This window comes from Pseudomonas sp. OTU5201 (assembly GCF_038440135.1).
GTDB classification, from domain to species: Bacteria; Pseudomonadota; Gammaproteobacteria; order Pseudomonadales; family Pseudomonadaceae; genus Metapseudomonas; species Metapseudomonas resinovorans.
Map to the genome: position 1 here is coordinate 19,507 of NZ_JASATC010000019.1, position 25,939 is coordinate 45,445.

A 25,939-nucleotide genomic window follows, 5' to 3' on the forward strand; every position below is an offset into this window, starting at 1 on the left:
CGTGCGTATCGAGAATTCCGTTTTCCTGGTCACCGGCGGCAGCTCCGGCCTCGGCCTGGCTACCGCCCGCGAGCTGGTGGGGCAGGGCGGCAAGGTGATGCTGGTGGACATCAACGCCGATGCCGGCGCCGCCCGTGCCGAACAGCTGGGCACCAATGCCCGCTTCGTCAAGGCGGACATTACCCGTGAAGAGGACGCCCGCGCGGCCGTGACTGCCGCCGTCGAGGCCTTTGGTGGCCTGCACGGGCTGGTCAATTGCGCCGGCGTCGCCCCGGCCGAGAAGGTCATCGGCCGCAACGGCGCGCATGCCCTGGACAGTTTCGCCCGGACGATCAGCATCAATCTGGTGGGCAGCTTCAACATGCTGCGCCTGGCCGCAGAAGCCATGGCCCAGGGCGAGCCGAATCAGGAAGGTGAGCGCGGCGTGATCATCAACACCGCCTCGGTCGCGGCCTTTGACGGGCAGATCGGCCAGGCGGCCTATTCCGCGTCGAAGAGCGGCGTGGTCGGCATGACCCTGCCGATCGCCCGCGAACTGGCGCGCCACGGCATCCGCGTGATGTGCATCGCGCCCGGTATCTTCGAAACCCCGATGATGGCCGGCATGCCCCAGGAAGTGCGGGATTCCCTCGGCGCAGCAGTGCCGTTCCCGCCGCGCCTGGGTCGCCCTTCCGAGTACGCCGCGCTGGTCCGCCATATCGTCGAGAACACCATGCTCAACGGTGAAGTCATTCGCCTCGACGGCGCCATTCGCATGGCTGCCAAGTAAGGAGAACAACGCCATGACCCAGAAAACCGATCCGATCGTTATCGTCAGTGCCGTGCGCACGCCCATGGGCGGCTTCCTCGGCGACTTCAAGGACATGACTGCTGCGCAACTGGGCGCTGCCGCCAACCGCGCTGCGCTGGAACGCGCCGGCTTGCAAGGTGACGCCGTGGACGAAGTCATCATGGGCTGTGTGCTGCAGGCCGGCCAGGGCCAGGCCCCGGCGCGCCAGTCCGCACTGGGCGCGGGGCTGCCGCAGGGCGTGGTCTGCTCCACGGTGAACAAAATGTGCGGATCGGGCATGAAGTCCGTGATGCTGGCCCATGACCTGCTGCTCGCCGGCAGCGCCGACGTGGTGCTGGCCGGTGGCATGGAGAGCATGTCCAACGCGCCGTACCTGCTGGAGCGTGCGCGCAGCGGCTACCGCATGGGGCACGGCAAGGTGCTGGACCACATGTTCCTCGATGGCCTGGAAGACGCCTACGACAAGGGCCGCCTGATGGGCACCTTCGCCGAGGACTGCGCCCAGGCTTACGGCTTCACCCGCGAACAGCAGGATGCCTTTGCCATCACCTCGCTGACCCGCGCCCAGAAGGCCATGGCCGACGGCCGCTTCACTGCCGAGATCGTGCCGGTGCAAGCCACGTCTGGCCGCGAACGGGTGACCATCAGCCAGGACGAACAACCGCCCAAGGCGCGCCTGGACAAGATCCCCACCCTGAAGCCGGCTTTCCGCGAGGGCGGCACCGTCACCGCAGCCAACGCCAGCTCCATTTCCGATGGCGCCGCGTCGCTGCTGCTCATGCGCCTGTCCGAGGCGGAAAAGCGCGGCCTTATCCCGCTGGCGCGTATCGCTGGGCATGCCTCCTTTGCCCATGCGCCGAACCTCTTCACCACGGCGCCGGTGGGCTCCATCCAGCGCCTTCTGGCCCGCACTGGCTGGGGCCTGAATGAGGTGGACCTGTTCGAGTTGAATGAAGCCTTTGCCGTGGTGCCCATGGTCGCCATGCGTGACCTGGACATCCCTCACGACAAGCTCAACGTCCACGGCGGCGCTTGCGCCCTGGGCCACCCCATCGGCGCATCCGGCGCCCGGGTGCTGGTGACCCTGCTCAACGCCCTGACCCAGTACGACCTGAAGCGTGGCGTGGCGTCGCTGTGCATCGGTGGTGGTGAGGCGACTGCTGTCGCCATTGAGCGCATGAGCTGAGGAAAGCGCAATGATCCCGAATGAAGACGAAATCCAGATCCGCGACATGGCCCGGCAGTTCGCCCAGGAGCGGCTGAAACCCTTCGCAGCCGACTGGGATCGCGAGCACCGCTTCCCTGCCGAGGCCATCCGTGAAATGGCCCAGTTGGGCTTTCTCGGCATGCTGGTGCCGGAGGAGTGGGGCGGCGCGGCCACCGGCCACCTGGCCTACGCCATGGCGCTTGAGGAAATCGCCGCTGGCGACGGTGCCTGCTCCACCATCATGAGCGTGCACAACTCGGTGGGCTGCATGCCCATCCTCAAGTACGGCAGCCAGGAGCAGAAGGAACGCTTCCTGCGCCCCCTGGCCACGGGCGAGATGATCGGCGCCTTCGCCCTCACCGAGCCGCAGGCGGGTTCCGATGCCAGCGACCTGCGCACCCGTGCGCGCCGTGACGGCGACCACTATGTGCTGAACGGCGCCAAGCAGTTCATTACGTCGGGCAGCCATGCGGGGATGGTGGTCGTCTTCGCCGTGACCGATCCCCAGGCCGGCAAGAAGGGCATCAGCGCCTTTATCGTGCCCACCGACACGCCCGGTTATCAGGTCGTTCGGGTCGAGGAAAAACTCGGCCAGCACGCGTCGGACACCTGCCAGATCCAACTGGATGAGGTGCGCATTCCGGCGTCCCTGCGCCTGGGCGAAGAGGGTGAGGGCTACCGCATCGCCCTGTCCAACCTGGAGGGTGGGCGCATCGGCATTGCCGCGCAGTCCGTCGGCATGGCCCGCGCGGCCTTCGAGGCGGCGCGGGATTACGCCCATGAGCGCAAGACCTTCGGCAAAGCGATCATCGAGCACCAGGCGGTGGCCTTCCGCCTGGCTGACATGGCTACCCGGATCGCTGTCGCGCGGCAGATGGTGCACCACGCCGCCAGCCTTCGCGAAGCCGGCATGCCCTGCCTGACCGAAGCCTCCATGGCCAAGCTGTTCGCCTCGGAAATGGCCGAGAAGGTGTGTTCGGCTGCCATTCAGACCCTGGGCGGTTACGGCTACCTGAAGGACTTCCCGGTGGAGCGGATCTACCGCGACGTGCGCGTGTGCCAGATATACGAGGGCACCTCCGACGTGCAACGCATGGTGATCGCCCGCAGCCTCTGATTCTCCGGGGCTGCTTGCGCAGCCCTTGGCGAATGAGTTCGCTATGTCTGCGTGAGCTGTTGCGAGCGATTTACCCTCTGACCAAGAGCCTTGTAGGAGCTGGCTTGCCAGCGAAACGCCGCCATTCGCTGGCAAGCCAGCTCCTACGGGCAGTGCAGCTGCCTACAACACGTCATGCAGACATAGCCAAATCATTCGCCAACCAGGCCGCAGGCCTGGCCTACAAACATCTCCAGGAAATCAATATGACCTACCAGACCCTGCTGGTGGAGCAGGCCGGCGCTGTCGGCTTGGTCACCCTCAATCGCCCCGAGGCGCTAAACGCCATCAACACCCAACTCATCGACGAACTGAACCAGGTGCTCGACGGTTTTGAACGTGATGCCGCCATTGGCTGCGTGCTTATCGCCGGTTCCGCCAAGGCCTTCGCGGCAGGCGCCGATGTGAAGGAAATGGCCGGTCTGTGCTTTCCCGGCACTTACCTCGACGACTTCCTCGGCCGCTGGGATCGCGTGGCCCAACGGCGCAAGCCGATCATTGCCGCCGTGGCTGGCCACGCGCTGGGTGGCGGATTCGAACTGGCGCTGATGTGCGATTTCATTATCGCCGCAGACACCGCGCGATTCGGATTGCCGGAAGTAAAACTGGGCGTTATTCCGGGCGCCGGCGGCATTCAGCGCCTGACACGCCTGGTGGGCCGTGCCAAGGCCATGGAAATGCTCCTGAGCGGCCGCAGCATGGACGCCACCGAGGCTGAACGCTGTGGCGTAGTGGCGCGGGTGGTGCCAGCGGCTGAATTGCTGGAAGAGGCGATGGACAGCGCCAACCGCATCGCCGCGCAATCGCGCACCGCGGTGATGATGCTCAAAGAGTGCGTCAACCGCGTGGACGAAGGCTCGCTGGCGGAGGGGCTGCGTTTCGAGCGGCGGCTGTTCCAGGCGGTGTTCGCCACGCCGGACCAGAAGGAAGGCATGGGCGCCTTCATCGAGAAGCGCAAGCCGGAGTTCGGGCGGTAGCTCCAGGCGAATTACTGCTCTTGTAGGGGCGAATTCCTTTGTAGGGGCGAATGAATTCGCCCCTACAAAGAGCGATCAAGCCCGCTCTTTCTGCTCCTGCGTCGTCACCTGCTGGCAGATTTCGATGATCTGCTCGCGCATCCAGCGGTTGGCCGGGTCCTGGTCGGTGCTTTCGTGCCAGTAGAGGTGGGTTTCCAGGGACGGCACGTCATGCACCGGGAGGTCCACATAGTGCAGGTCCTGGCGGCGGGCGAAGCGCTCGGGGACGGTGATGGCCAGGTCAGTGCCGTGCAGCACGGTGGAGGCCATCAGGTAATGCTGCGAGCGCAGGACAACCTTGCGCTGGATACCCATCTTGCCGAGGGACAGGTCGATATAGCCAAGGCCGCTGCGGCGGCTGGAAATGTGGATGTGCGACAGCGACAGGTACTCCTCCAGGCTGATCTTCTCCTTGGCCAGCGGGTGACCGCGGCGCATGGCGCAGACGTAGCGGTCCTCCATCAGCTTGACGTGGCGCACCTGCGGGTCGGTGTTGAGCGGGGCGTCCACGGCGAAGTCCAGGCGGCCGGCGGCCAGTTCCTTGGTTGTTTCGCGGCGCTTGGCCAGGAAGCTCTCGATCTGCACGGTTGGCGCCAGGCGGCGCAGGCGCTGGAACAGCGGCGGCAGAATCACCGTTTCGGTGAGGTCGGTCATGCTGATGCGGTAGGTCTTGTTCGCCTGGGCCGGGTTGAAGGTGCGGCTTTCCTGCACCGAGACCCGCAGCAACTGCAGGGCGTTGCGCACTGGGCCGATGATGTTCTGCGCCATGGGCGTGGGCACCATGCCTTGGGCGGTGCGCACGAAAAGGGGGTCGTTGAAGGTTTCCCGCAGACGGGCGAGGGCGTTGGAGACGGCGGGCTGGGTGATGCCGACGATCTGGCCGGCGCGGGTCAGGTTGGCCTCGGTGTAGATGGCGTCGAAGACGATGAAGAGGTTGAGGTCTACCTTGTTCAGATTCATGCCGGGCGTGCTCCTCGAAGTTGTTTTTATCAGCGGATCATATATCGGTGATGAATGTTCATAGATGCCGAAAATAGACTAGGGAAATCTTACGCCCTGTTCTAGCATCCTTACCAGACCTCACCAAACAGCCCGTAAAAGGTAGCCCCGCATGGATTTCGCCTATTCCCCGAAGGTCCAGGAACTGCGTGAACGCGTCACCGCATTCATGGACGCCTATGTCTATCCGGCCGAGCCGGTATTCGAGCAACAGGTCGCCGAGGGCGACCGCTGGCAGCCCACCGCGATCATGGAAGAGCTGAAAGCCAAGGCGAAGGCGGAAGGGCTGTGGAACCTGTTCCTGCCGGAATCCGAGTACGGCGCTGGCCTCACCAACATGGAATACGCGCCCTTGGCCGAGATCATGGGCCGCTCCCTGCTGGGCCCGGAGCCGTTCAACTGCTCCGCGCCGGATACCGGCAACATGGAAGTGCTGGTGCGCTACGCCAATGAAGAACAGAAGCGTCAGTGGCTGGAGCCATTGCTACGCGGCGAGATCCGTTCGGCGTTTGCCATGACTGAGCCGGGCGTAGCTTCGTCCGATGCCACCAACATGGAAGCCCGCGCCGTGCGCCAGGGTGATGAGTGGGTCATCAACGGCCGCAAGTGGTGGACGTCGGGCGCTTGCGATCCGCGCTGCAAGATCCTCATCTTCATGGGTTTGTCCAACCCGGATGCGCCGCGCCACCAGCAGCACTCGATGATCCTGGTTCCCATGGACACCCCCGGCGTGAAGGTCCTGCGTCCGCTGCCGGTGTTCGGTTACGACGACGCCCCCCACGGCCATGCCGAGGTGCTCTTCGAAGATGTGCGCGTGCCCTACGAGAACGTGCTGCTGGGCGAGGGTCGCGGCTTCGAGATCGCCCAGGGTCGTCTCGGCCCGGGCCGCATCCACCACTGCATGCGCTCCATCGGCATGGCCGAACGCGCTCTGGAACTGATGTGCAAACGCGCCGTCAGCCGCACTGCCTTCGGTCGCCCGCTGGCGCGTCTGGGTGGCAACATCGACAAGATCGCCGACTCGCGGATGGAAATCGACATGGCCCGCCTGCTGACCCTGAAGGCGGCTTACATGATGGACACCGTGGGTAACAAGGTAGCCAAGAGCGAAATCGCGCAGATCAAGGTCGTGGCGCCTAACGTCGCCCTGCGCGTGATCGACCGCGCCATCCAGATCCACGGCGGTGCCGGAGTCTCCAACGACTTCCCGCTGGCCTACATGTACGCCATGCAGCGCACCCTGCGCCTGGCCGACGGCCCGGATGAAGTGCACCGCGCGGCTATCGGCAAGTATGAAGTCGGCAAGTACGTACCCAAGGAAATGCTGCGCAGCGGTCAGTGATCGCCCGCAACGAAGAAGGCCCGCATTGCGCGGGCCTTTTTCTTTTTCAAGGGCTTGGGTACGAGCTGTCATAGGGGGATGTCGCTTTTAACCTCCGCCATTGACGTGGACGGACCCTCCACCGGTGAACATGAAAAGCGATGTCCACCTTAGTAAGTGGCACCTATTCCTTCTTGGGATCATCACCCTCGCGCAGCCAACCCATCCGCAGGTGCAACTGCGCCGCAAAGGTGCGCGCGGCCAGTTCCTCCTGAAAAGTCAGGCCACGTTGCCCCAGGCGTACCCGCCAGTAGGTACGCCCGCCTTTCTCGAAGGGCTCGATACGCACTTCATCCATGTTTCTCCAGGTCTCCCGTGCTCTGGGCCGGGCGGTCGCGGGTTTTCAACAGGGACAGGAGCACGCCGCCGGCAAGGAGGCCGAAGGTTACGCCAAGGGACAGCAGCGGGGGAATCTTGCCGATGAAACCGTGCAGGAAAATCTTGCCGCCGATGAAGATCAGCACCAGCGCCAGGGCGTACTTCAGGTAGACGAAACGGTGCATCAGGGCCGCCAGGGCGAAGTACAGGGCGCGCAAGCCGAGGATGGCGAAGATGTTCGAGGTGTACACGATGAACGGGTCCTGGGTGATGGCGAAGATCGCCGGGACGCTGTCCACCGCAAACACCAGGTCTGCCAGCTCGATCAGCACCAGGGCCAGGAACAACGGTGTGGCGTAGAGCAGGGCCTTGCTGTCTCCGGCCCGCTTCAGGCGTACGAAGAAGTGCGAGCCATGCAGGTCGTCGGTCACGCGGATGTGGCGGCGGACGAATTTCAGCACCGGGTTGTTGGCGAGGTCCGGGTGGGTCTCTTGTCTGGTGAACAGCATCTTCACGCCGGTAAACAGCAGGAAGGCGCCGAACACGTAGAGGATCCAGTCGAACTCCTTCACCAGGGCGCTACCCAGGCCAATCATGATGGCGCGCAGCACCACCACGCCGAGGATGCCCCAGAACAGCACGCGGTGCTGGTAGCGGCGGGGGATGGCGAAGAAACCGAAGATCATCGCCATGACGAAGACGTTGTCCATGGACAGCGACTGTTCGACCAAAAAGCCGGTGTAGAACTCCAGCGCACTCTGCGCACCCAGCTCGAACCAGACCCAGACACCGAACAGCACGCCGACGCTGAAGTAGCCGCCGTAGAGCAGCAGGCTTTCGCGCATCTCGATTTCGTGTTGGTCGCGGTGAAGCACCCCGAGGTCGAAGACCAGCAAGGCAAGGACTATTCCGAGGAAGACGAGCCACAACCAGGTGGCGGTGCCGAGGAAGTCGGCGGTGAGAAATGCATGTAGAGCTGCCATGAGCCCCTCCTTCTGTCGTAGTTGAAGAAGTGACTCCGACATGGCGGCTGGCAAGCCGTCAGAGGGGCCCGGCGTCACGAGGAGAAGCGTACCGCCCGTCGGGGAGGGGAGAAATGGGGGCGCTGTAACAAATCTTTGCCCATTCAGGCGTAGGAAATCTCCGAACACGTTTGAGAATGATAGGTAGTAACAATTGTAAGGTATTCGTATTGGATGCTAATTTTGGCACCCGCCGCCAGGTGCGTTCCTGCCTGCACGGCCGCCAGCCGCCTCTCGTGCGCGCCGAAGAGAAAAAGAAGAAAGCCGTTGGTTAGCCGGCCAACAAGCAGACAAACCATTCAAGGGGTTTGAGAGTGCAACAGCAAAATGCGTTCAACGCGGCGAATACGGCTGGGGATGCCGTTGCCGCATGGCTCAAGCGTCATCCGTTGTCCTTGGCGATTCTGGGGGTGACCCTGGCGCTGCAGGTCGGTGGGGCGCTGGCCGAGGAGCAGAACGGCAATGGATCGCTGGAACTGGTGGCGACGTCCATCACCGACAACCGTCTGGGTGAAACCACTGAAGGTACGGGTTCCTACACCACCGGTTCGACACGCACCGCCACCAAGCTGTCGTTGTCGCCTCGCGAGACCCCGCAATCGGTCAGCGTCATCACTCGTCAGCAGATGGATGACCAGGGCCTGACCAGTATCGGTGATGTGCTTTCGAAAACACCGGGTATCACCGTCAACAAGCTGGATAGCAGCCGCGCCAGCTTCCCGCGCAACTACATGCTGACCACCCGCTTCGACTTCTGATGCGGCAAGGCCCCGCTCCCAGCGCGGGAGAGGGGCCTCGAATGGTGGACCGGTGGAGCGTGGTCCACCCTACCGCTGCGGTCTTCCTGACTCGATCAATACACCCAGACTTCCACCCGACGGTTGCGAATCCGCCCTTCCTCGGCCGTGTTGGCCGCCACCGGCAACTCGTCTCCGAGCCCGGTCACGTCCCGCAGGCTCACGCCACCCTTGGCCAGCTCCCGGCGCACCGCCATGGCCCGCAGCTTGGACAGCAGTTCGGCACGTTGCGGGTCAGCCTTGGGATCGCCAAAGCCCACCAGTACCGCCTTCTGTTCCAGCTTGTTGGACTGCTTCAGGTAATCCAGCACCCGCTGCACGTCTCGCAGGGCCTTGTTGTCGAGGTTGGCGCTGCCTTCCTGGAAACGGAAGTTCACCGACAAGCGCTGGGCATGGGTGGCCAGGTCGCGGTAACGCTCGGGCATATCCTGCTGCGCCTGGACCTTGATTGCCTGGACCTGCTGGGCCACGAAACCGGTCTGGTCGACGATCGCCTGGCCGCGCGGGCTCTGGGCGAAATGCACCAGTGCCTGGGCCCAGCGATTCTGCTCACCCGGTTTGATATAGATGAACAACCGACGCGACAGCGGATAGTCCTCGGTGGCGATCAGCTCCGTGCTGGGCGGCATCGCCTGGGAGTCGCCGTCGGCAATCGCCAGCGCGCGGGCCTCATTGATCGAGGCCAGGCCGACGAAGCCAATGCCCTGGGGATCGCCACTGACAGCGGCAGACAGCTTGTCATTGGATTCGAAGCGCTGGGCGCTGCCGGACAGGCTCTTGCCCTGGCGGGCCAGTACCAGTTCCTTGAAGGTGTCGTAGGTGCCGGACTGGTCATCTCGGGCGTAGAGGTGGATGGCACCGCCCTTGCCGCCGAGTTCTTCCCAGGTCTTCGTTTCGCCAGCGAACACGGCGGCCAGTTGGGCGGTGGTGAGGGCGCGCAACGGGTTGTCCGGGTGCAGGATGATGGCGAGGCCGTCGATGGCGATCACCTGTTCGGCGTAATGGCTGCGCAGGTCACCGAAGGCGGACAGGTCCTTGGCTTCGGCGTCCTTGATCGGGCGCGAAGACGCGGCCAGGTCAGCGCTGCCCTCCTTGAGTGCGGTGAAGCCGGTGGACGAGCCATGGGCGGCCAGCTCCACGCGGATTTCCTTGCCCTGGGCATCATGGCCGAGGATGTGCACTTCGTTCTCCCGATCCCCTGGCGTCTGGTGAATCGCACGCATCCCTTCTTCTTCCAGCATCCCCTTGATCAGCGCCGGCCCCAACTTGGCGCCGATGGTGTTGGAGCCCTGGATACGCAGGACGGTCTCGGGCTGGGCGGCGAACACCGACCAGGGAAAGGCATAGCAGACGAAACCGAGCAGCAACATGCTGAGGGCACGGCCCCACAGGTCCTTGTCGCTGGCGGTCATGGCGCGCGGCATGGGCAGACACCTTGTTTCTAGGGAGTGGAAGGAGCCGCGAGATTAAGTCAGCCGGGTGACGGAGATATGACAGGAAGGCTCTGGCATGGGGCTTTGCTGTATTCGGCGAAATTTCGCCTGAAGCGGCGTGGTCGCTCCTACAGCTCAATAAGCCCAGTCCTGCTAGCCGGAAAAATGCAAAGGGGTAGGGTAGCCCGCTGCTTGAAATGTCCCGCGGGGGTGTTTCAAGCCGGCGCTGACGCGCATCCCCTAATTGATCGAGGAGTGTTGTGATGAGTGGTTGGTTCGAGCTGCGCAAGAATACGGGTGGCACCTGGCGCCTGCGTTTGAAGGCAGCCGATGCGCAGACCCTGCTGGATACCGGGGTCTATGAGGACCGTGGCGTCGCGGAGGCGGCCATGGCCCTGTTCCGCGAGAACTGCGTGCATGAGGAGCGCTTCGTACGGCGCATTGATTCCAGCGGCAAGAACTACTTCAAGCTGCGCGCGGCCAACAAGGACATCATCGCCCGGAGCCACCTCTACGACTCCGAGCACGCGCTGCAACGTGCCATCGAGACCATCATGCGAGTGGGTGCTACCCAGATGGTGAAAGAGGCCTGAACGAACAGGCGATGAAAGAAGAAAGGCCCATCAATGATCGATGGGCCTTTTTCGTGCTTGTGGCTGAGCGGTGCGAGGCCCAAAGAACAGCCCGCACCAACCTACGGCACCGGCGGCGTCCTGCGGGTTCGCTGACTCGAATCATCAGAGGCAGAGCCGATGAGCCCGAACCGAGATTAACGACAGCACTCAACGGATGGAGCGGCGAAGCTGTTCGATGATCCGGCGAGCGCGGTTGGCGCCTGCGTCGACATGAATGTCGATCATGGGAAGCGCGCCGAAGCGACACATGTTCCGGTACTGCGCCTCGATCACGACCTTGTCTTCGTCAAACGTCAGCATGGTTTGCTCGACGACTTTGGCCTTGACTGTCTCCGGATCGCTTTTCGGATTAGTGGCAATGGTCCAGAAGTAGTGGCTGGTGGTTTCGGTTTCCGGCGTCACGCCGTGGAAGCCGCGCATGTGGAAACCGCCCCGATCCGGGTCATCCAGAGCCTCCGTATTCACATCCACCGCACCGGTCCAGATGCGCAGGTGGCTGATATGGAATTCAATCTCCTGCCACCGATCCACATTGCCCTTGAAGGGATAGGCCGCGTTATAGGTGGGGGGCGGAACGGAGTCCGGCATGTGGCGAACCACGCGGACCATTTCCCCGTTGTCTTCCACCTTCATCTGCGCATTCATGTGAATGCTGGCATTGCCACCGATTGTGCGCAGATGGACATAGCCCAAGTGGCTGAGGTCCATCAGGTTGTCATGGATGAGCTGGTAGGGGGCGTCGTAGTGGTAGACGTCGCCGTCGAACAGGTACTTGCCGCTGCTGTGAACGTCATAGACCGGAGGTTCGCACGTGGGCTCCGGATGAGTCTCGCTGCCGAACCAGATCCACACGATCTGGTCCTGCTCGTGAACGTGGTAAGCCGGTACCCTGGCCTTGCTGGGAATCTTTTCCTGGCCGGGAATCTCAAGGCACTCGCCTTCGCTGTTGAACAGCAGCCCGTGATAGCCGCAACGTACGCCGCGCTCTTCCAGGGTGCCGTTGGACAAGGGCAATGCCCGATGGCAGCAACGGTCCTCCAACGCTGCGACCGTGCCATCGGCGGTGCGGAATAGCACCACCGGCCTATTCAGCAGGGTCCGGCCAAGCGGCTGGTCCTTCAGTTCCCATCCCAGAGCCGCCACGTACCACTGATCCATCGGGAAACAGGGGATAGATGGGGGCGCAATCTCATAGGCGAGAGGGTCAGTATTGGATGCACTCATGGTGGCCTCCGGGGGGCACGGTTGTTGTTTTTGAGGGGAGACAGAGTTCGAAGCTGCAAATACCTTCTGCTTCATGGTTTCTCGGCTCACGCGAGCCTGGAGCATGACTCAGCCCTCCACACTGAAGTGGCGTTTGAAAGAAGACGTTGAAGACCCGGGGTGGGTAGTGGCTCAGTCCGAGGCTGAGACGGGGAGGGCAAGGGTGCGGAAGTGTAGAGAGGGGTACGCGTAATCCAGGTGGTTCATGACGAGGGCCTGATAATTATTTTTGTGAGGTTCTACGGCGGCATATCATGCGGACACCTGCCCGCGCCGTTTCGTTGAAGGTAATCCTCGGAGTAATTGGTTGCGGCGTCAACCAATTTCATCATGCACCTCGTCAGTAAGGCGCTTTGTTCATGCACACCGAATCTCAACTGAACCTTGCCCGCTATGTTCCCGGGCTGATCACCTTCCTCGCCAACAAGCTCGCAACCGGGGCCTCGCAGTGCTATCGCAAGCACTTCGGGGTTGGTGTCGTGGAGTGGCGAATGTTGTCCATGCTTGCTGTCGAGAACGGCATCACGGCCAACCGCATCTGCCAGGTGATTGGGTTGGACAAGAGCGCAGTCAGCCGATCGCTTCAAGTGCTGGAGGCAGCGGGGCATGTCAGCAGTCAGGTGGACCCGCAGGACGCTCGGCGCAATACCGTGAGCCTTACCGCGAGTGGGCGGGAACTGCACGATCGAGTACTGAAAGTCGCGCTTGAACGAGAGCGCCGATTACTGAGCGGATTGTCAGCCGAGGAAGTGGACACGCTCATCGAGCTGCTGGGACGCCTGCATACTCAAGTTGGCAACGTGAACGACTACGACCCTGGCACCGACTGACTTCACAAGGCACGCCCGCTGCCGAATACCAGGCACGCCTGAGGGTGTTACAACGAAATACCCTGGCTTCCCCCCTTCCTTTCCAACGCCGCGCCTAAGGCCCCAGGTGGAGGTTCGAACCTCCGCCTGGGGCCTTGTGCCGTGTCTTTCCTGCGTCCCTCAGGTATCGCGATTGCCGATAGGTCGCATCCCAACAAGCGATTAGTCAGAGCCAGCCCCTCACGTCAACCTTTGCCCGTCGCCCGGTCAATCCCGCCTGGCGATGCCACTCCGGCATTTCTGGCCCTACCGGCCCGGTCTGCCTTGATCCGGCCGGTCGTGGCTCACGAGAAGTTCGCCAACAAGAACAATAAGAGGGTTCGTTCGATGGCTATTCGCAATATCGCCGCTGCGCGGCGTGCGCCCTTCACCCTGACGCTCGCCGCGGCCCTGGTGTATGGCCTTCCCTCCGCCCAAGCGTTCGAGATTCAGACTGGAAACCCCGACCTGAGTCTGCGCTGGGACAACACGCTCAAGTACAGCGCCGCCTGGCGTCTGAAGGACCAGAGCAGCAAGCTTACAGAAGGGCAGGTCGCCCGCAATCAGGACGACGGTGATCGCGCCTTCGACAAGGGGCTGATCTCCAACCGGCTCGACATCCTCTCCGAACTGGACATCGGTTACCGCGACTTCGGTGCTCGCGTCAGTGGTGCCGGCTGGTTTGACACCGAGTACCAGAAGGACAACGACAACGACGACCCCGCCCGCGCCAACCAGCGTTCGGTGGCCTACGACGAGTTCACCGACGACACCCGCCACCTGCACGGTGGGGATGCCGAGGTGCTCGATGCCTTCGTCTACTGGAACGGCGCCCTGGCCGACAAGACCACTTCCGTGCGCTTGGGGCGTCATGGCCTGATCTGGGGCGAAAGCCTGTTCTTCGGCGCCAACGGCATTGCCGGCGGCATGGCGCCGGTGGACGTGGTCAAGGCGGTATCGGTGCCCAACACCCAGTTCAAGGAGATCACCCGCCCGGTCAACCAGCTCTCCACCACCTTCCAGATGACCGACGACCTGTCCCTTGGCGCGTTCTACCAGTTCGAATGGGAAGAAACCCGTCTGCCCGGTGCCGGCAGTTACTTTTCGGTCAGCGACACCATTGGCGAGGGCAACGAGCGACTGATCGTGGGCGCACCGTTCCCGACCTTCCTGGGGGGTAACCCGTCCAGTCCGGCGGCCTTCTTCCACGGCAACGACAAGGAAGCCAAGAGCTCGGGGCAGGGCGGCCTGCAGCTGCGCTACACCGCCGACACCACCGAGTACGGCCTTTACGCCATCCAGTACCACGACAAGTCGCCGAAGCTGTACCTCAAGCCCAGCGCCACCGGCCCGAACTTCGCCACCGGCCAGATCGGCGAGTACTACTGGGTCTACCCGGAAAACATCCGCGCCCTGGGCGCGAGCTTCGCCACCACGGTGGAAGAGTTCAGCTTCGCCGGTGAAGCCTCCCTGCGCTGGAACATGCCGCTGGTTTCCAATGGTCAGACCGTGTTGCCCGGCGTGGTTGCCGACAACGATGACGATCCGCTCTACGCCGTGGGGCGCACCGCGCACGTCAACCTGAACATGCTGGCTTCCCTCGGCCCGTCGTTCATCTACAACGAGGCCAGCCTCGTGGGCGAGATCGCATGGAACCGGCTGCTCAGTGTGACCAAGAACCGCGCTGCACTGGACCCGGGGACCACCGACGATGGCGTGGGCATCAAGCTGGTCTACAGCCCGACCTATCGCCAGGTGTTCCCCGGCATCGACCTCAGCGTGCCGCTGGGCATCAGTTACTTCCCCATGGGCAAGTCGGCGGTGATCAGCAGCTTCGGGCCTGACAACGGCGGCGACTTCAACATCGGCGTCAGCGCCACCTACCTCGACCGGGTGACCTTCGGCCTCACCTACACCCACTACTACGGGCCGGAAGACACCAACCTCGACGCGCTCAACCATTTCACCTTCAAGCAGTCGCTGAAGGACCGGGATTACCTGGCCTTCTCCGTGAAAACCACCTTCTGAGGGACTTGCGCATGACCATTCCGTTCACTCTCAAGACCTTCTGCCTGGTGCTGGTCGGCGCCGCCGTCCTGAGCCTGCAACCGGCGCTCGCCAGCAGCGTCGCCGACCTCGGCAAAAGCCTGACCCCGCTGGGCGCCGAACGCGCCGGCAACGCCGACGGCAGCATCCCGGCCTGGGACGGCGGCTACACCCGGGTGGATGCCGGCTTCAAGGAAGGCGGCAAGCGCGGCGATCCGTTCGCCGCCGACAAGCCGCTGTTCAGCATCACCGCGAAGAATATGGACCAGTACGCCGACAAGCTCAGCGATGGCGTCAAGGCCATGTTCAAGCGCTACCCCGAGACCTACCGCCTCGACATCTACCCGACCCGGCGCAGCGCAGCCGCCCCGCAGTGGGTGTACGACAACACGTTGAAAAACGCGCAGAGCGCCAGGCTGGTGGACAGCAGCGCCGGCCCGGTGCCGGAAGGGGCCTACGGCGGCATTCCGTTCCCGGTGCCGAAGAACGGCACCGAGGCCATGTGGAACCACGTGTTGAACTGGCGCGGCACGTCGGTGGCCATGGATTTCCGCCATTACCTGATGACTGCAGACGGCGCCCAGGTGCTGACCACCGACGGCAAGGCCGTACAAGAGATGCCCTACTACTACCCCGATGGCTCGGCCGCGACGTTCGAAGGTGATTACTGGCTGTTCCGCCTGCTCAACGTTGGGCCGCCGCTGCGGGCCGGTGAGCAGATCATGGGGCGCACCAACCTCAATGGCGACAAGTCCCAGGCACACGTTTACCTGACTGGCCAGCGTCGCGTGCGCAAGCTGCCCAACGCCTGCTGCGACACCCCGACGCCCGCAACTGCCGGAGTCATGTCGTTCGATGAACTCAGTGTGTTCCAGGGTCGTCTGGATCGTTTCAACTGGAAGTTGGTGGGCAAGCAGGAGCTGTACATCCCCTACAACGCCAACAAGGTGCAGACGGCCGCCAAGCCCGAGGACCTGTTCGCCAAGCACCACATGAATCCGGACTACGTGCGCTGGGAACTGCACCGCGTCTGGGTGGTGGAGGCGGACCTCGCACCGGGCAAGCGCCACCAGTTGCCCAAGGGGCGCTACTACCTCGACGAAGACACCTGGCAGGCCATGCTCGGTGACCGCTGGGACGCTAACGGCCAGCTCGCCAAGACCCTCTGGTCACTGCCTGCCGTCATGCCGGACCTGCCTGCCGTGGCTCAGCTGTCCTCCGGGTTCTACGACCTGATCTCCGGCACCTGGTTCATCCAGAACCTTTACGCCGGCAAGGACCAGCAATACGCGGTGGTCGATCGCTACAAGGCGGCGGAGTTCTCCCCGGCGGCGATGGCCGGGCGTGGCGTGCGCTGACGCCTTACCGGGAGGACGCGCGCCGTCCTCCCGCTTGCGTAACGAGATCGAGGTAGAACATGAACAGATTGCGTCAGGTGGGCGGCCTGCTGTTGGCCCTCGCCCTGCCGATGACCCCCGCGTGCTTCGCCGCTGGCCAGGCCGCCGGGGATGTGCTGGAAAGCCCGGCTATGCGTGTGTCCAATCCTGAGCGTGCGGTCTTCATCGACCTGGCCCGCGCGGGCGACCGCCTGGTGGCCGTGGGTGAACGTGGGCTGGTGCTCCTGTCCGATGACAACGGCCAGCATTGGCGCCAGGCACAAGTGCCGGTGTCGGTGGGGCTGACCTCCGTGCAGTTCGTCGATACCCAACAGGGCTGGGCGGTGGGGCACGCTGGTGTGATCCTGGCCAGCCGTGACGGCGGGGAAACCTGGCAGTTGCAGCTCGACGGCCGACGCGCCGCGCAGCTGGAACTCGATGCCGCACGCCATCAGTTGCCGGCGTCGGCCGATTCCGAGGCTGCAGAGGCACGCGTGCAGACGGCCGAACGTATGGTGGAGGAGGGGGCCGACAAACCGTTCCTCGCCCTGGCCTTCACCGATGCTCAGCATGGCCTGGTGGTGGGTGCCTACGGCCTTGCCTTCCGTACCGAGGACGGCGGTGCCACCTGGCATTCCGTCGTCGGCGCCATAGACAACCCGATGGGCTTGCACCTGTACGCCGTGGCACAGCAGGACGAGCGCTGGTTTCTCGCTGGCGAGCAGGGCTACCTGGCGCGCTCGCCGGACGGCGAGCACTTCCAGCAACTGGAAAGCCCCTACAGCGGCACGCTGTTCACCCTGGCGAGCCGCGCCGATGGTGCCCTGCTGATCGGCGGCCTGAAAGGACTTGCCTTCCTCCTGGCGCCGGGTGCCGATAGCGCTGAAGCGCTACCGGTGCTGGCGCCGGTGTCCTTCAGCGATGCCATCCGCCTGGCCGATGACCGCGTGCTGCTAGCCAATCAGGCGGGCGGACTGTTCACCAGTGCGACGGGCACCATTGCCTCCGCCGCCAAACCCCAGGGCAGACCGGTGTCGGGTGTGATCCAGGCCGCCGACGGCAGCCTGGTCGTCGCCGGCTTCACCGGCTTGTCCCGCCTGGCGTTGCCCGCCGTTTCCGCCTCGGAGTGAGTTCATGAATTCCGCTCGCCAACCCTCGCTGCCCGAACGGGGCGACTTCGATCCGAGCTCCGGTTCGCTGGTCGAACGCGCCCTGTTCAACCACCGCCATTGGGTGCTGTTGATCTGCCTGGTGACCACCGTGCTGCTCGGCTGGCAGTCCAGTCGTATCGAACTGAACGCCAGCTTCGAGAAGATGATCCCCACCGGGCATCCCTATATCGCCAACTACCTGGACAACCAGAAGGAACTGTCGGGTCTGGGCAACGCCTTGCGCATCGCCGTGGCCAACCGCAAGGGCGACATCTATGACGCCGACTACCTGAAGACCCTTCAGGCCCTGAGCGACCAGATCTACCTGCTGCCGGGAGTCGACCGCGCCTATATGAAGTCGCTGTGGACGCCGGCCACGCGCTGGGTTTCGGTGACCGAAGAGGGTCTGGATGGCGGGCCGGTGATTCCGGACGAGTACGACGGCAGCGCGACGTCCCTGGCGGAGCTGCGGCGCAATGTGCAGCTGTCCAACGAAATCGGTCAGCTGGTGGCCTTCGACCAGCGCTCCAGCATCATCTACGTGCCGCTGTTGTCGCGTACGCCGGATGGCCAGCCGCTCGACTACGCCACCCTGTCCGAGCAGCTCGACGCCCTGCGGGCGGAGTTCCAAAGCGACAACGTCGACATCCACATCACCGGTTTCGCCAAGAAGGTCGGCGACCTGATCGAGGGCCTGGAGCAGATCCTGCTGTTCTTCGCCGTCGCCATTCTCATCACCACCGCCGTGCTCTACGGCTACACCCGTTGCGTGCGCAGTACCGTACTGGTGGTGCTGTGCTCCCTGGTGGCAGTGGTCTGGCAGCTCGGCCTGCTGCCGCTGCTGGGCTACGAGCTGGACCCGTACTCGGTGCTGGTGCCCTTCCTGGTGTTCGCCATCGGCATGAGCCACGGCGCGCAGAAGATGAACGGCATCATGCAGGACATCGGCCGCGGCATGCACCGTGTGGTGGCCGCGCGATTCACCTTCCGCCGCCTGTTCCTCGCCGGCCTCACCGCGCTGCTGTGCGATGCGGTCGGCTTCGCCGTGCTGATGATCATCCAGATCCAGGTGATCCAGGACCTGGCGATCATCGCCAGCATCGGCGTCGCCGTGCTGATCTTCACCAACCTGATCCTGCTGCCGGTGCTGCTCTCCTACGTCGGCGTCAGTCCGCGCGCCGCAGAGCTGAGCCTCAAGAGCGAGCGCGCGGAGGAGGGCGGTCAGGCCCGTCATGCGTTCTGGCGCTTCCTCGACCTGTTCACCCGCAAGCCTTGGGCCGCCCTTTGCGTCGGCATCAGTCTGGTGATGGCGGTGTTCGGTTTCATGGTCAGCCTGCACCTGGCCATCGGCGACCTCGATGCGGGCGCCCCCGAGCTGCGACCGGACTCGCGCTACAACCAGGACGACGCCTTCATGACCCGCAGCTTTGGTGCCAGCAGCGACCTCTTCGCGATCATGGTGCGCACGCCGGACAACGCCTGCGCGCGCTACGACATCCTGCGCAAGGTGGACGAGCTGGACTGGCAGCTGCGCAGCCTGCCGGGGGTGGATTCGACCAACTCCCTGGCGCTGCTCAACCGCCGCATGCTGGTGGGCCTCTCCGAAGGCAGCCCGAAGTGGTACGAGCTGCAGAACAACCAGGCGATGCTCAACATGATCACCGCCAGCGCGCCGCGCGGGCTCTATAACGAGTCCTGCAACCTGCTGACGCTTTACGTCTACCTCACCGACCACAAGGCCGAGACCTTGACCCGCCTGGTCGAGCACGTCGAAGCCTTCGCCGCCGCCAACGACACGGCCGATGTGAAGTTCCAGCTGGCCGCCGGCAACGCCGGGATCGAGGCGGCTACCAACATCGTGGTCAAGGAAGCCAACCGCGAGATGCTGTTCTGGGTCTACGGCGCGGTGATCCTGCTGTGCCTGGTCACCTTCCGCTCCTGGCGGGCTACCCTCTGCGCGGTGATTCCGCTGATGCTTACCTCGATCCTCTGCGAAGCGCTGATGGTCTGGCTCGGTATCGGCGTCAAGGTCGCCACCCTGCCGGTGATCGCGCTGGGCGTGGGCATCGGCGTCGACTACGCGCTGTACGTGATGAGCATCTTGCTCGGCCATCTGCGCCAGGGCAGCAGCCTCTCCGAGGCCTATTACCGTGCGCTGGTCTCCACCGGCAAGGTGGTCATGCTCACTGGCATGACCCTGGCCATCGGCGTCGGCACCTGGATCTTCTCACCCATCAAGTTCCAGGCCGACATGGGCGTGCTGCTGGCCTTCATGTTCGTCTGGAACATGGTCGGCGCCCTGGTCCTGCTGCCGGCGCTGGCCTACTTCCTGTTGCCCGCCAACCGGCGCCGCGACGCCGCCTCCGACGAGGCGGCTGTGCCGGCGAAACGGAACGTGACTGCCAGCCGCCCGCTGCTGCTGGACGCCATCAATCCCTGAACCGCCACTACAACAACAAGAGCACATCGGCATGACACGACTGATCGAGACCTTGCACGCCCTCTGGAACGGCCTGCCCGACGCTGTCGGGTACTACGTGGAGGGCGCCTACGGGCTGTTGCCGGAGGTGCGCCGTGACCGCCACTGAACGCCAGGCCGGACTGCCGCAATCCCTGCTGCTGCTGCTCGGCAGTTGCCTGCCGGTACTGGGTGCGGTGCTCCTGGCACCGGTACTGCCGCGCATGCAGGCGCACTTCGCCGACACGCCGGGCGCCGAGGTGCTGGTGCCCATCAGCCTGACTATCCCGGCCCTGGTGATCGCACTGCTGGCGCCCTTTGCCGGCGTGATCGCCGACCGCCTCGGACGCAAGCCGCTGCTGCTGGCCTCGATGCTGCTGTACGCCGCCTGCGGGTTGCTGCCGCTGTGGCTGGATTCGCTGGCGGGCATCGTCGCCAGCCGCGCGGGACTGGGGCTGGCGGAGGCCGGCATCATGACCTGCTGCACCACCCTGATGGGCGACTACTACCAGGGCGCGCGCCGCGAGCGGCTGTTCGCCCTGCAGATGGTCGCCACCTCGCTGTCGGCGGCGGTGTTCATCGCCCTGGGCGGCGCCCTGGGGCAGGACGACTGGCGCGTACCCTTCGTGCTCTACGCGTCCGGCCTGTTGTTCCTGCCGCTGATGGCGGCGCTGCTCTGGGAGCCGCAGGCTGGTCCGGTCGACGTGCAGCCTTCGAACGCCGAGCGCTTTCCCTGGAGCGCGCTACTGCCGCTCTACGGGCTCACGGTGCTGGCGGGCATCAGCCTGTTCATCGTGCCGGTGCAGGCCGGCTTCCTGCTCACCCTGCTGCACGTGGATTCGCCGCAGCAGATCGGCATGACCATGGGGGCCAACCAGCTCGGTGTGCTTGCCGGCGCCTTGAGCTTCCGCCTGTTGGGCGGCCTGCGGCGGCAGAGCCTGCTGCTCATCGCCTTCGCGACGGCGGGGGCTGGCGGGTTGCTGATGGCCGAGGCCGGCAACCACGCCCTCGTCATCATCGCCGTGCTGGTCAATGGCTTAGGTATTGGCCTGATGTTGCCGACGCTGATCACCTGGGTGATGAGCCAGGTCAGCTTCGCCCAGCGCGGTCGTGCCACGGGCGGCTTCACCGCCGCGCTGTTCGCCGGCGAATTCATCAGTCCGCTGGTGGTGCTGGGCCTCAACGGTGGCGCCGTGAGCGAGCTGCCGGCTGCCCTGGCACTGGTGGCCATCGCACAACTCGTGTTGGCGGTCGCCTGCCTGGCATTGCCCTGGCTGTTCCGCCCGCTGGCCAGCACTACGCCGTCCATTTCCTGATTCCATCTGGAGCATTCCATGGCCCATCCCCTGGATTCCGCCGCGCTCGACCAGTTGTTCCTGAAAGCGCGCTCGCACAACCTCTGGCAGGACCGCGACGTACCCGACGCGTTGCTGCACCAGCTCTATCAGACCCTGCGCCAGGGTCCGACCAGCAACAACTGCTGCCCGGCGCGCTTCGTCTTCGTGCGCAGTGCCGAGGCCAAGCAGAAACTGCTGCCGGCCCTCAAGGGCCACAACGGCGACAAGATGCTGCAGGCGCCGGTGACGGCCATCGTTGCCTGGGACAGCCGCTTCTTCGAGTTTCTGCCCGAGCTATTCCCCATCTATGACGCGGGCGCGGCCTACCGCGACAACCCGCAGGCGGCCTCCAGCGCGGCACTGCGTAACAGCAGCCTGCAGGGTGCCTACCTGATGCTTGCCGCCCGCGCCCTCGGGCTTGATTGCGGCCCCATGTCCGGCTTCGACAACGCCCAGGTGGACGCAGCGTTCTTCCCCGATGGCCGATGGCGCAGCAACTTCCTCTGTTGCCTGGGCTACGGCGAACCCACCGGCCTGCGGCCGGCCGGCCCGCGCCTGTCCTTCGAACAGGGCTGTCGCATCCTATGAGTAGCCCCCTGTTCTCATTGGCGGGCCAGGTCGCCCTGATCACGGGTGCTACCCGTGGCATCGGCCTGGCCATCGCCCGCGAATATGGCCGTGCCGGCGCGCGGCTGGTGATCAGCAGCGAGAGCACCGAGGACTGCCAGCGCGTGGCGGCGCTGCTGCGCGGCGAAGGTTTCGAGGCTGAAGGTCTCGCTGCCGACCTTGGTTGCGAGCGCGAAGTCCGCCAGCTCGCCAGCCTTGCCCTTGCACTGCATGGGCGGATCGAAGTGCTGGTGTGCAATGCCGGTGTCGCCCCGCACCTGGGGCCGCTGGCCAGCGCCGATGCTGCGCAGTGGCGGCTGACCCTGAGCGTGAACCTGGAAAGCGCGGCCTGGCTCACCGGCGCGCTGCTGCCGGCCATGGCGGAGCAGGGCGGGGGCAGCGTGGTGCTGATGGCCAGCATCGCTGGCGTGCGCGGCAACAAGGGCCTGGGGCTGTACGGCCTGTCCAAGGCAGCGCTGGCGCAACTGGCGCGCAACCTCGCGGTGGAGTGGGGGCCTTCGAATATCCGCGTCAACGCCATCAGCCCCGGTGTGATCCAGACCGAATTCGCCCGACCCCTGACCGACAACCCCGAGGTGATGCAACGGCGCCTGGCACTGACCCCCTTGCGCCGGGTCGGCCGGCCCGAGGAGGTGGCGGCCCTGGCGCTGCTGCTGGCCGCACCCGGCGGCGCCTTTATCAGCGGACAGAACCTGATCGTCGACGGTGGCACCACCATCGGCGACGGCAATTGAAAGGAGTTTCCATGCAAGCACTTCCCCCCTTCAAACGCGTGGTCACCGGCCACGACGCCGATGGCCAGGCCGTGGTCGCCATGGCAGGCCCGACGCCCAACAACTTCCCCCTGAAGGCGGTGCCCGGCACCCTGTTCTACGAGGTCTGGAACAGCAGCATCAGCCCGGCTCTTCTGGACAATGGCGGCGACCCCACCGACAAGCCGCTGCAACTCTCCCCTGGCGCCCTGGGTAGCGTGATCCGTGTGGTGGATATCCCGCCGGACAGCGTGCAGAACCAGGTCAGCGCCGAGGACGCGGCCGCTGTCTTCGCCGAGATCGGCGAAGCCCATGCCGGCACCGGCAAGGCGGACTCGAAACACAAGCTGATGCACCGCACCGAAACCCTCGACTACGGCATTGTCACCGAGGGCGAGGTCTGGCTGGTGCTGGATGGCGAGGAAGTCCACCTCAAGCGCGGCGACATCGTGGTCCAGCGCGGCACCAACCACGCCTGGAGCAACCGCACCGAGGCCATGGCGCGGATGGTCTTCATCCTGCTCGACGGCCGCTACGCCCCCGAACTCAAGGAGATGCTCTGATGAAGCTTGCCACCCTCGCCGACGGCAGCCGTGACGGCCGCCTGCTGCTGGTCTCCCGTGACCTGACCCGCGCCGTGGACGCCGCCGATATCGCGCCCACCCTGCAGGCCGCCGTGGACCACTGGTGGAGCGTGGAGGCCGACCTGCGCGGCCGCTACGACGCCCTCAACCGTGGCGAGGTGACCGGCGCCTTCGACTTCGACCCGAGCCGGGCGATGGCGCCGCTGCCGCGTGCCTGGCAGTGGCTGGACGGCTCCTGCTTCCTCAGTCATGGCGAACTGATGCAGCGCGCCTTTCACCTCGACCCCATCGAGGGCGTCGAAACCACGCCGCTGATGTACCAGGGCGCCGGTGACGACTTCCTCGGCGCCCGTCAGGACATTCCCCTGCCCAGCGAGGCTCACGGAATCGACTTCGAGGGCGAGTTTGCCGTGCTGGTGGACGAAGTGCCCATGGGCTGCACCGCCGAGGAGGCACTGGGGCATATCCGCCTGGTGCTGCAGGTCAACGACGTCAGCCTGCGCGCCCTGGCGCCGCGGGAAATGAAGACCGGCTTCGGCTTCGTCCAGGCCAAGTCCTCCTCCAGCTTCGCTCCGGTGGCGGTGACCCCGGACGAACTGGGCGATGCCTGGCGTGACGGCCGCGTGCACCTGCCGCTCGAGGTCGAGTGGAACGGCCAGTGGTTCGGTCACCCGCACGGCGGCGCCATGCACTTCGGCTTCCACCAGTTGATCGCCCATGCAGCGCTGACCCGCCGTCTCGGCGCTGGCAGCATCCTGGGCTCAGGCACTGTTTCCAACGCCGACCGTAGAGTGGGCTCCGCCTGCATCGCCGAGCGCCGTGCCATCGAGATGATCGAGCACGGCGCGCCGCGTACCGGTTTCATGCGCTTCGGTGATCGCGTGCGCATGGAGGCGCGCAGTGCCGACGGCTCGCCGCTGTTCGGCGCCATCGACCAGTGCGTGGTCCGGGGAGGTGCGCCATGCGTGTGATGGTTACCGGTGCCGGTGGCTTCCTCGGTCGGCTACTGGTCCAGCGCCTGCTGGAGCGGGGCACTCTGCGCGGTCAGCCGCTGGACACCTTGGTACTGCTGGACCAGGAGCTCGATGGATTTGCGCATGACCCGCGTCTGCGCCCCCATGCCGGCAGCATCACCGACCCGGCGCTGCTGCGGCGCGTGCTGGCCGACGGCATGGACGTGGTGTTCCATCTGGTGAGCATCCCCGGCGGTGCGGCGGAACAGCAGTACGGGTTGGGCTATCAGGTCAACCTGCAGGCCAGCCTCGAATTGTTCGACCAGTTGCGTCGCGTCGCGCAGCCACCGGTGCTGGTGTACGCCAGCAGTGTGGCGGTGTACGGCACGGAACTGCCGGCGCGCATGGACGAGCAACTGGCACCCCGTCCGGTGCTCTCCTACGGCGCCCACAAGCTGATGGTGGAGACCCAGCTAAGCGACCTGGCCCGGCGGGGCGAGGTGGATGGCCGTGCCCTGCGCCTGCCCGGCATCGTCGCCCGGCCACGGGAGCCAAACGGTCTGCGCTCGGCCTTCATGAGCGATCTGATGCACGCGCTCGCTGCCGGCCAGGCTTACGAATGCCCGGTGTCATCGCAAGCCAGCGCCTGGTGGATGTCCGCTCACTGCTGCCTGGATAACCTGCTGCACGCTGCCGAGCTGGACAACCCCGGCGACTCACGCGTCTGGCAACTCCCGGTGCTGCACCTGTCCATCGGCCAGGTGGTGGACGCTCTGGCCGACGCGTTCGGCGAAGACCGGCGCGCTCTGGTCAACTACCGGCCCGATGCCGAGCTGGAGCGCCTATTCGGTCGCTATCCGTCACTGCGTACCCCCCAATCCCGGGCGCTGGGCTTCCGCCACGACGGCTCCGCCCTCGCCCTGGTACGCAATGCCCTGAACCTCAATCAACGGCCGCGCCGCCTGCGCGCTGCGCCACAAACCGCCTGAGATCGCCCGCCATGACCCTTGCCCGTAATCGCCGCCTCGTCGACCTGTCGGTAACGCTCGACAACAACCCGTACACGGACCCACTGCCGCTTCTGCCGAAAATCGACTACATGGACCACCAGCAGGGCTGGCCGGAAATGGCCGCCATGTTCCCCGGCCTGTCCATCGACCAGATGCCGGGTCAGGAGTCCTGGGCCGCCGAGCGCTTGTCGATCACCACCCACAGCGGCACCCACATGGACGCGCCCTGGCATTACGCATCGACCACCGACGGTGGCAAGCCGGCCTTCGGTATCGACGAACTGCCGTTGGAGTGGTGCCTGCAGCCCGGCGTGAAGCTGGACTTGCGCCACCTGCCCGACGGCCACGTGGTGACCGGGGCCGAGGTGGAAGCGGAGCTGGCGCGCATCGGCCATGAATTGCAGCCGCTGGACATCGTGCTGGTGAACACCCGCGCAGGCAGCCTGTTCGGCCAGCCGGGCTACCTGGACGCTGGCGTCGGCATGGGCCGCGAAGCCACGCTTTACCTGCTGGAGCGTGGCGTGCGCGTGGTAGGCACCGACGCCTGGAGCTGGGACGCGCCGTTCAAGTACACCCGTGAGCGCTTCGCCGAGAGTGGCGACGCGTCCATCATCTGGGAAGGGCACAAGGCTGGGCGCGATATTGGTTACGGGCAGATGGAAAAGCTGGCCAACCTCGACAGCTTGCCGGCAAGCGGTTTCCTGGTGTCCTGCTTCCCCTACAAGATCAAACATGCCTCTGCCGGCTTCGTCCGCGCCGTGGCGATTTTCGAAGAATAAG

Annotated in this window: 24 protein-coding genes; 19 read left to right on the top strand and 5 right to left on the bottom strand. The window is 64.8% G+C overall.

The features are described from left to right. Position 1 precedes the first annotated feature (1 nt). The 4 genes from AAHM40_RS13645 (at position 2) to AAHM40_RS13660 (ending at position 4,130) form a co-directional block, all read left to right on the top strand. The gene (locus AAHM40_RS13645) at positions 2 to 769 is read left to right on the top strand and encodes a 3-hydroxyacyl-CoA dehydrogenase (RefSeq protein WP_342245127.1); all 768 of its coding nucleotides are present in this window, start codon (positions 2 to 4) and stop codon (positions 767 to 769) included. A gap of 13 nt (positions 770 to 782) precedes the next feature. Beyond that, on the top strand, positions 783 to 1,976 hold the full coding sequence (locus tag AAHM40_RS13650) for an acetyl-CoA C-acyltransferase (RefSeq protein WP_342245128.1): 1,194 nt from the start codon (positions 783 to 785) through the stop codon (positions 1,974 to 1,976). A 10-nt stretch (positions 1,977 to 1,986) separates the two neighbouring features. Further along, positions 1,987 to 3,114, top strand: coding sequence for an acyl-CoA dehydrogenase family protein (locus tag AAHM40_RS13655; protein ID WP_342245129.1), 1,128 nt, complete (start codon positions 1,987 to 1,989; stop codon positions 3,112 to 3,114). 245 nt (positions 3,115 to 3,359) lie between these two features. Continuing rightward, the gene (locus AAHM40_RS13660; RefSeq protein WP_342245130.1) at positions 3,360 to 4,130 is read left to right on the top strand and encodes an enoyl-CoA hydratase-related protein; all 771 of its coding nucleotides are present in this window, start codon (positions 3,360 to 3,362) and stop codon (positions 4,128 to 4,130) included. A 75-nt stretch (positions 4,131 to 4,205) separates the two neighbouring features. Here the strand turns inward: AAHM40_RS13660 and AAHM40_RS13665 are convergent, their stop codons facing one another. After that, positions 4,206 to 5,129 (bottom strand): LysR family transcriptional regulator, encoded by a 924-nt coding sequence (locus tag AAHM40_RS13665; RefSeq protein WP_342245131.1) that lies wholly within the window; start codon positions 5,127 to 5,129, stop codon positions 4,206 to 4,208. Between the two features lie 151 nt (positions 5,130 to 5,280). On the opposite strand from AAHM40_RS13665, the gene AAHM40_RS13670 reads away from it, so the two are divergent. After that, entirely contained in the window at positions 5,281 to 6,510 is a 1,230-nt protein-coding gene (locus tag AAHM40_RS13670) for an acyl-CoA dehydrogenase (RefSeq protein WP_137820763.1), read from the top strand. 163 nt (positions 6,511 to 6,673) lie between these two features. Here the strand turns inward: AAHM40_RS13670 and AAHM40_RS13675 are convergent, their stop codons facing one another. Together AAHM40_RS13675 and AAHM40_RS13680 are read right to left on the bottom strand one after the other, a co-directional pair. Beyond that, entirely contained in the window at positions 6,674 to 6,847 is a 174-nt protein-coding gene (locus AAHM40_RS13675; RefSeq protein WP_342245132.1) for a hypothetical protein, read from the bottom strand. Further along, positions 6,840 to 7,850 (bottom strand): TerC family protein, encoded by a 1,011-nt coding sequence (locus AAHM40_RS13680; RefSeq protein WP_342245133.1) that lies wholly within the window; start codon positions 7,848 to 7,850, stop codon positions 6,840 to 6,842. Before AAHM40_RS13680 ends, AAHM40_RS13675 begins: the two co-directional genes overlap by 8 nt. Before the next feature lie 353 nt (positions 7,851 to 8,203). On the opposite strand from AAHM40_RS13680, the gene AAHM40_RS13685 reads away from it, so the two are divergent. Further along, on the top strand, positions 8,204 to 8,647 hold the full coding sequence (locus tag AAHM40_RS13685) for a TonB-dependent receptor plug domain-containing protein (protein WP_446731570.1): 444 nt from the start codon (positions 8,204 to 8,206) through the stop codon (positions 8,645 to 8,647). 95 nt (positions 8,648 to 8,742) lie between these two features. Here the strand turns inward: AAHM40_RS13685 and AAHM40_RS13690 are convergent, their stop codons facing one another. Beyond that, entirely contained in the window at positions 8,743 to 10,110 is a 1,368-nt protein-coding gene (locus AAHM40_RS13690) for a phosphate ABC transporter substrate-binding/OmpA family protein (protein WP_342245134.1), read from the bottom strand. Between the two features lie 272 nt (positions 10,111 to 10,382). Between AAHM40_RS13690 and AAHM40_RS13695 the strand changes: the two genes are divergently transcribed. Further along, positions 10,383 to 10,712 (top strand): YegP family protein, encoded by a 330-nt coding sequence (locus AAHM40_RS13695; protein WP_280283149.1) that lies wholly within the window; start codon positions 10,383 to 10,385, stop codon positions 10,710 to 10,712. Between the two features lie 189 nt (positions 10,713 to 10,901). Here AAHM40_RS13695 and AAHM40_RS13700 read toward each other — a convergent pair whose 3' ends face one another. Next, positions 10,902 to 11,978 carry an aromatic ring-hydroxylating dioxygenase subunit alpha gene (locus AAHM40_RS13700; protein WP_342245135.1) on the bottom strand — a complete coding sequence of 359 codons (1,077 nt, stop codon included), beginning with the start codon at positions 11,976 to 11,978 and terminating at the stop codon, positions 10,902 to 10,904. A 398-nt stretch (positions 11,979 to 12,376) separates the two neighbouring features. On the opposite strand from AAHM40_RS13700, the gene AAHM40_RS13705 reads away from it, so the two are divergent. From AAHM40_RS13705 to AAHM40_RS13760, 12 genes are all read left to right on the top strand, one after another. Further along, entirely contained in the window at positions 12,377 to 12,847 is a 471-nt protein-coding gene (locus tag AAHM40_RS13705; protein WP_342245136.1) for a MarR family winged helix-turn-helix transcriptional regulator, read from the top strand. 366 nt (positions 12,848 to 13,213) lie between these two features. After that, positions 13,214 to 14,893 carry a DUF1302 domain-containing protein gene (locus AAHM40_RS13710; RefSeq protein ID WP_342245137.1) on the top strand — a complete coding sequence of 560 codons (1,680 nt, stop codon included), beginning with the start codon at positions 13,214 to 13,216 and terminating at the stop codon, positions 14,891 to 14,893. Between the two features lie 11 nt (positions 14,894 to 14,904). Beyond that, positions 14,905 to 16,269, top strand: coding sequence for a DUF1329 domain-containing protein (locus AAHM40_RS13715; protein WP_342245138.1), 1,365 nt, complete (start codon positions 14,905 to 14,907; stop codon positions 16,267 to 16,269). Positions 16,270 to 16,328: 59 nt separating this feature from the next. Continuing rightward, entirely contained in the window at positions 16,329 to 17,417 is a 1,089-nt protein-coding gene (locus AAHM40_RS13720) for a WD40/YVTN/BNR-like repeat-containing protein (RefSeq protein ID WP_342245139.1), read from the top strand. Positions 17,418 to 17,421: 4 nt separating this feature from the next. Further along, the gene (locus AAHM40_RS13725) at positions 17,422 to 19,878 is read left to right on the top strand and encodes an efflux RND transporter permease subunit (RefSeq protein WP_342245140.1); all 2,457 of its coding nucleotides are present in this window, start codon (positions 17,422 to 17,424) and stop codon (positions 19,876 to 19,878) included. A gap of 134 nt (positions 19,879 to 20,012) precedes the next feature. Then, complete coding sequence (locus tag AAHM40_RS13730; protein ID WP_342245141.1) at positions 20,013 to 21,212, top strand: MFS transporter; 1,200 nt, start codon at positions 20,013 to 20,015, stop codon at positions 21,210 to 21,212. Positions 21,213 to 21,230: 18 nt separating this feature from the next. Then, positions 21,231 to 21,821: a malonic semialdehyde reductase gene (locus AAHM40_RS13735; protein WP_028631201.1), complete on the top strand. Its 591-nt coding sequence runs from the start codon at positions 21,231 to 21,233 to the stop codon at positions 21,819 to 21,821. Continuing rightward, entirely contained in the window at positions 21,818 to 22,594 is a 777-nt protein-coding gene (locus AAHM40_RS13740; RefSeq protein WP_342245142.1) for an SDR family NAD(P)-dependent oxidoreductase, read from the top strand. Before AAHM40_RS13735 ends, AAHM40_RS13740 begins: the two co-directional genes overlap by 4 nt. An 11-nt stretch (positions 22,595 to 22,605) precedes the next feature. After that, a complete protein-coding gene (locus tag AAHM40_RS13745) occupies positions 22,606 to 23,175 on the top strand; it encodes a cupin domain-containing protein (protein WP_342245143.1) in 570 nt (189 codons plus the stop codon). Then, complete coding sequence (locus tag AAHM40_RS13750) at positions 23,175 to 24,167, top strand: fumarylacetoacetate hydrolase family protein (protein WP_342245144.1); 993 nt, start codon at positions 23,175 to 23,177, stop codon at positions 24,165 to 24,167. Before AAHM40_RS13745 ends, AAHM40_RS13750 begins: the two co-directional genes overlap by 1 nt. Next, the gene (locus AAHM40_RS13755; RefSeq protein WP_342245145.1) at positions 24,158 to 25,138 is read left to right on the top strand and encodes an NAD-dependent epimerase/dehydratase family protein; all 981 of its coding nucleotides are present in this window, start codon (positions 24,158 to 24,160) and stop codon (positions 25,136 to 25,138) included. Before AAHM40_RS13750 ends, AAHM40_RS13755 begins: the two co-directional genes overlap by 10 nt. Before the next feature lie 11 nt (positions 25,139 to 25,149). Further along, positions 25,150 to 25,938 (top strand): cyclase family protein, encoded by a 789-nt coding sequence (locus AAHM40_RS13760; protein ID WP_342245146.1) that lies wholly within the window; start codon positions 25,150 to 25,152, stop codon positions 25,936 to 25,938. The last annotated feature ends 1 nt before the right edge of the window (position 25,939 follow it).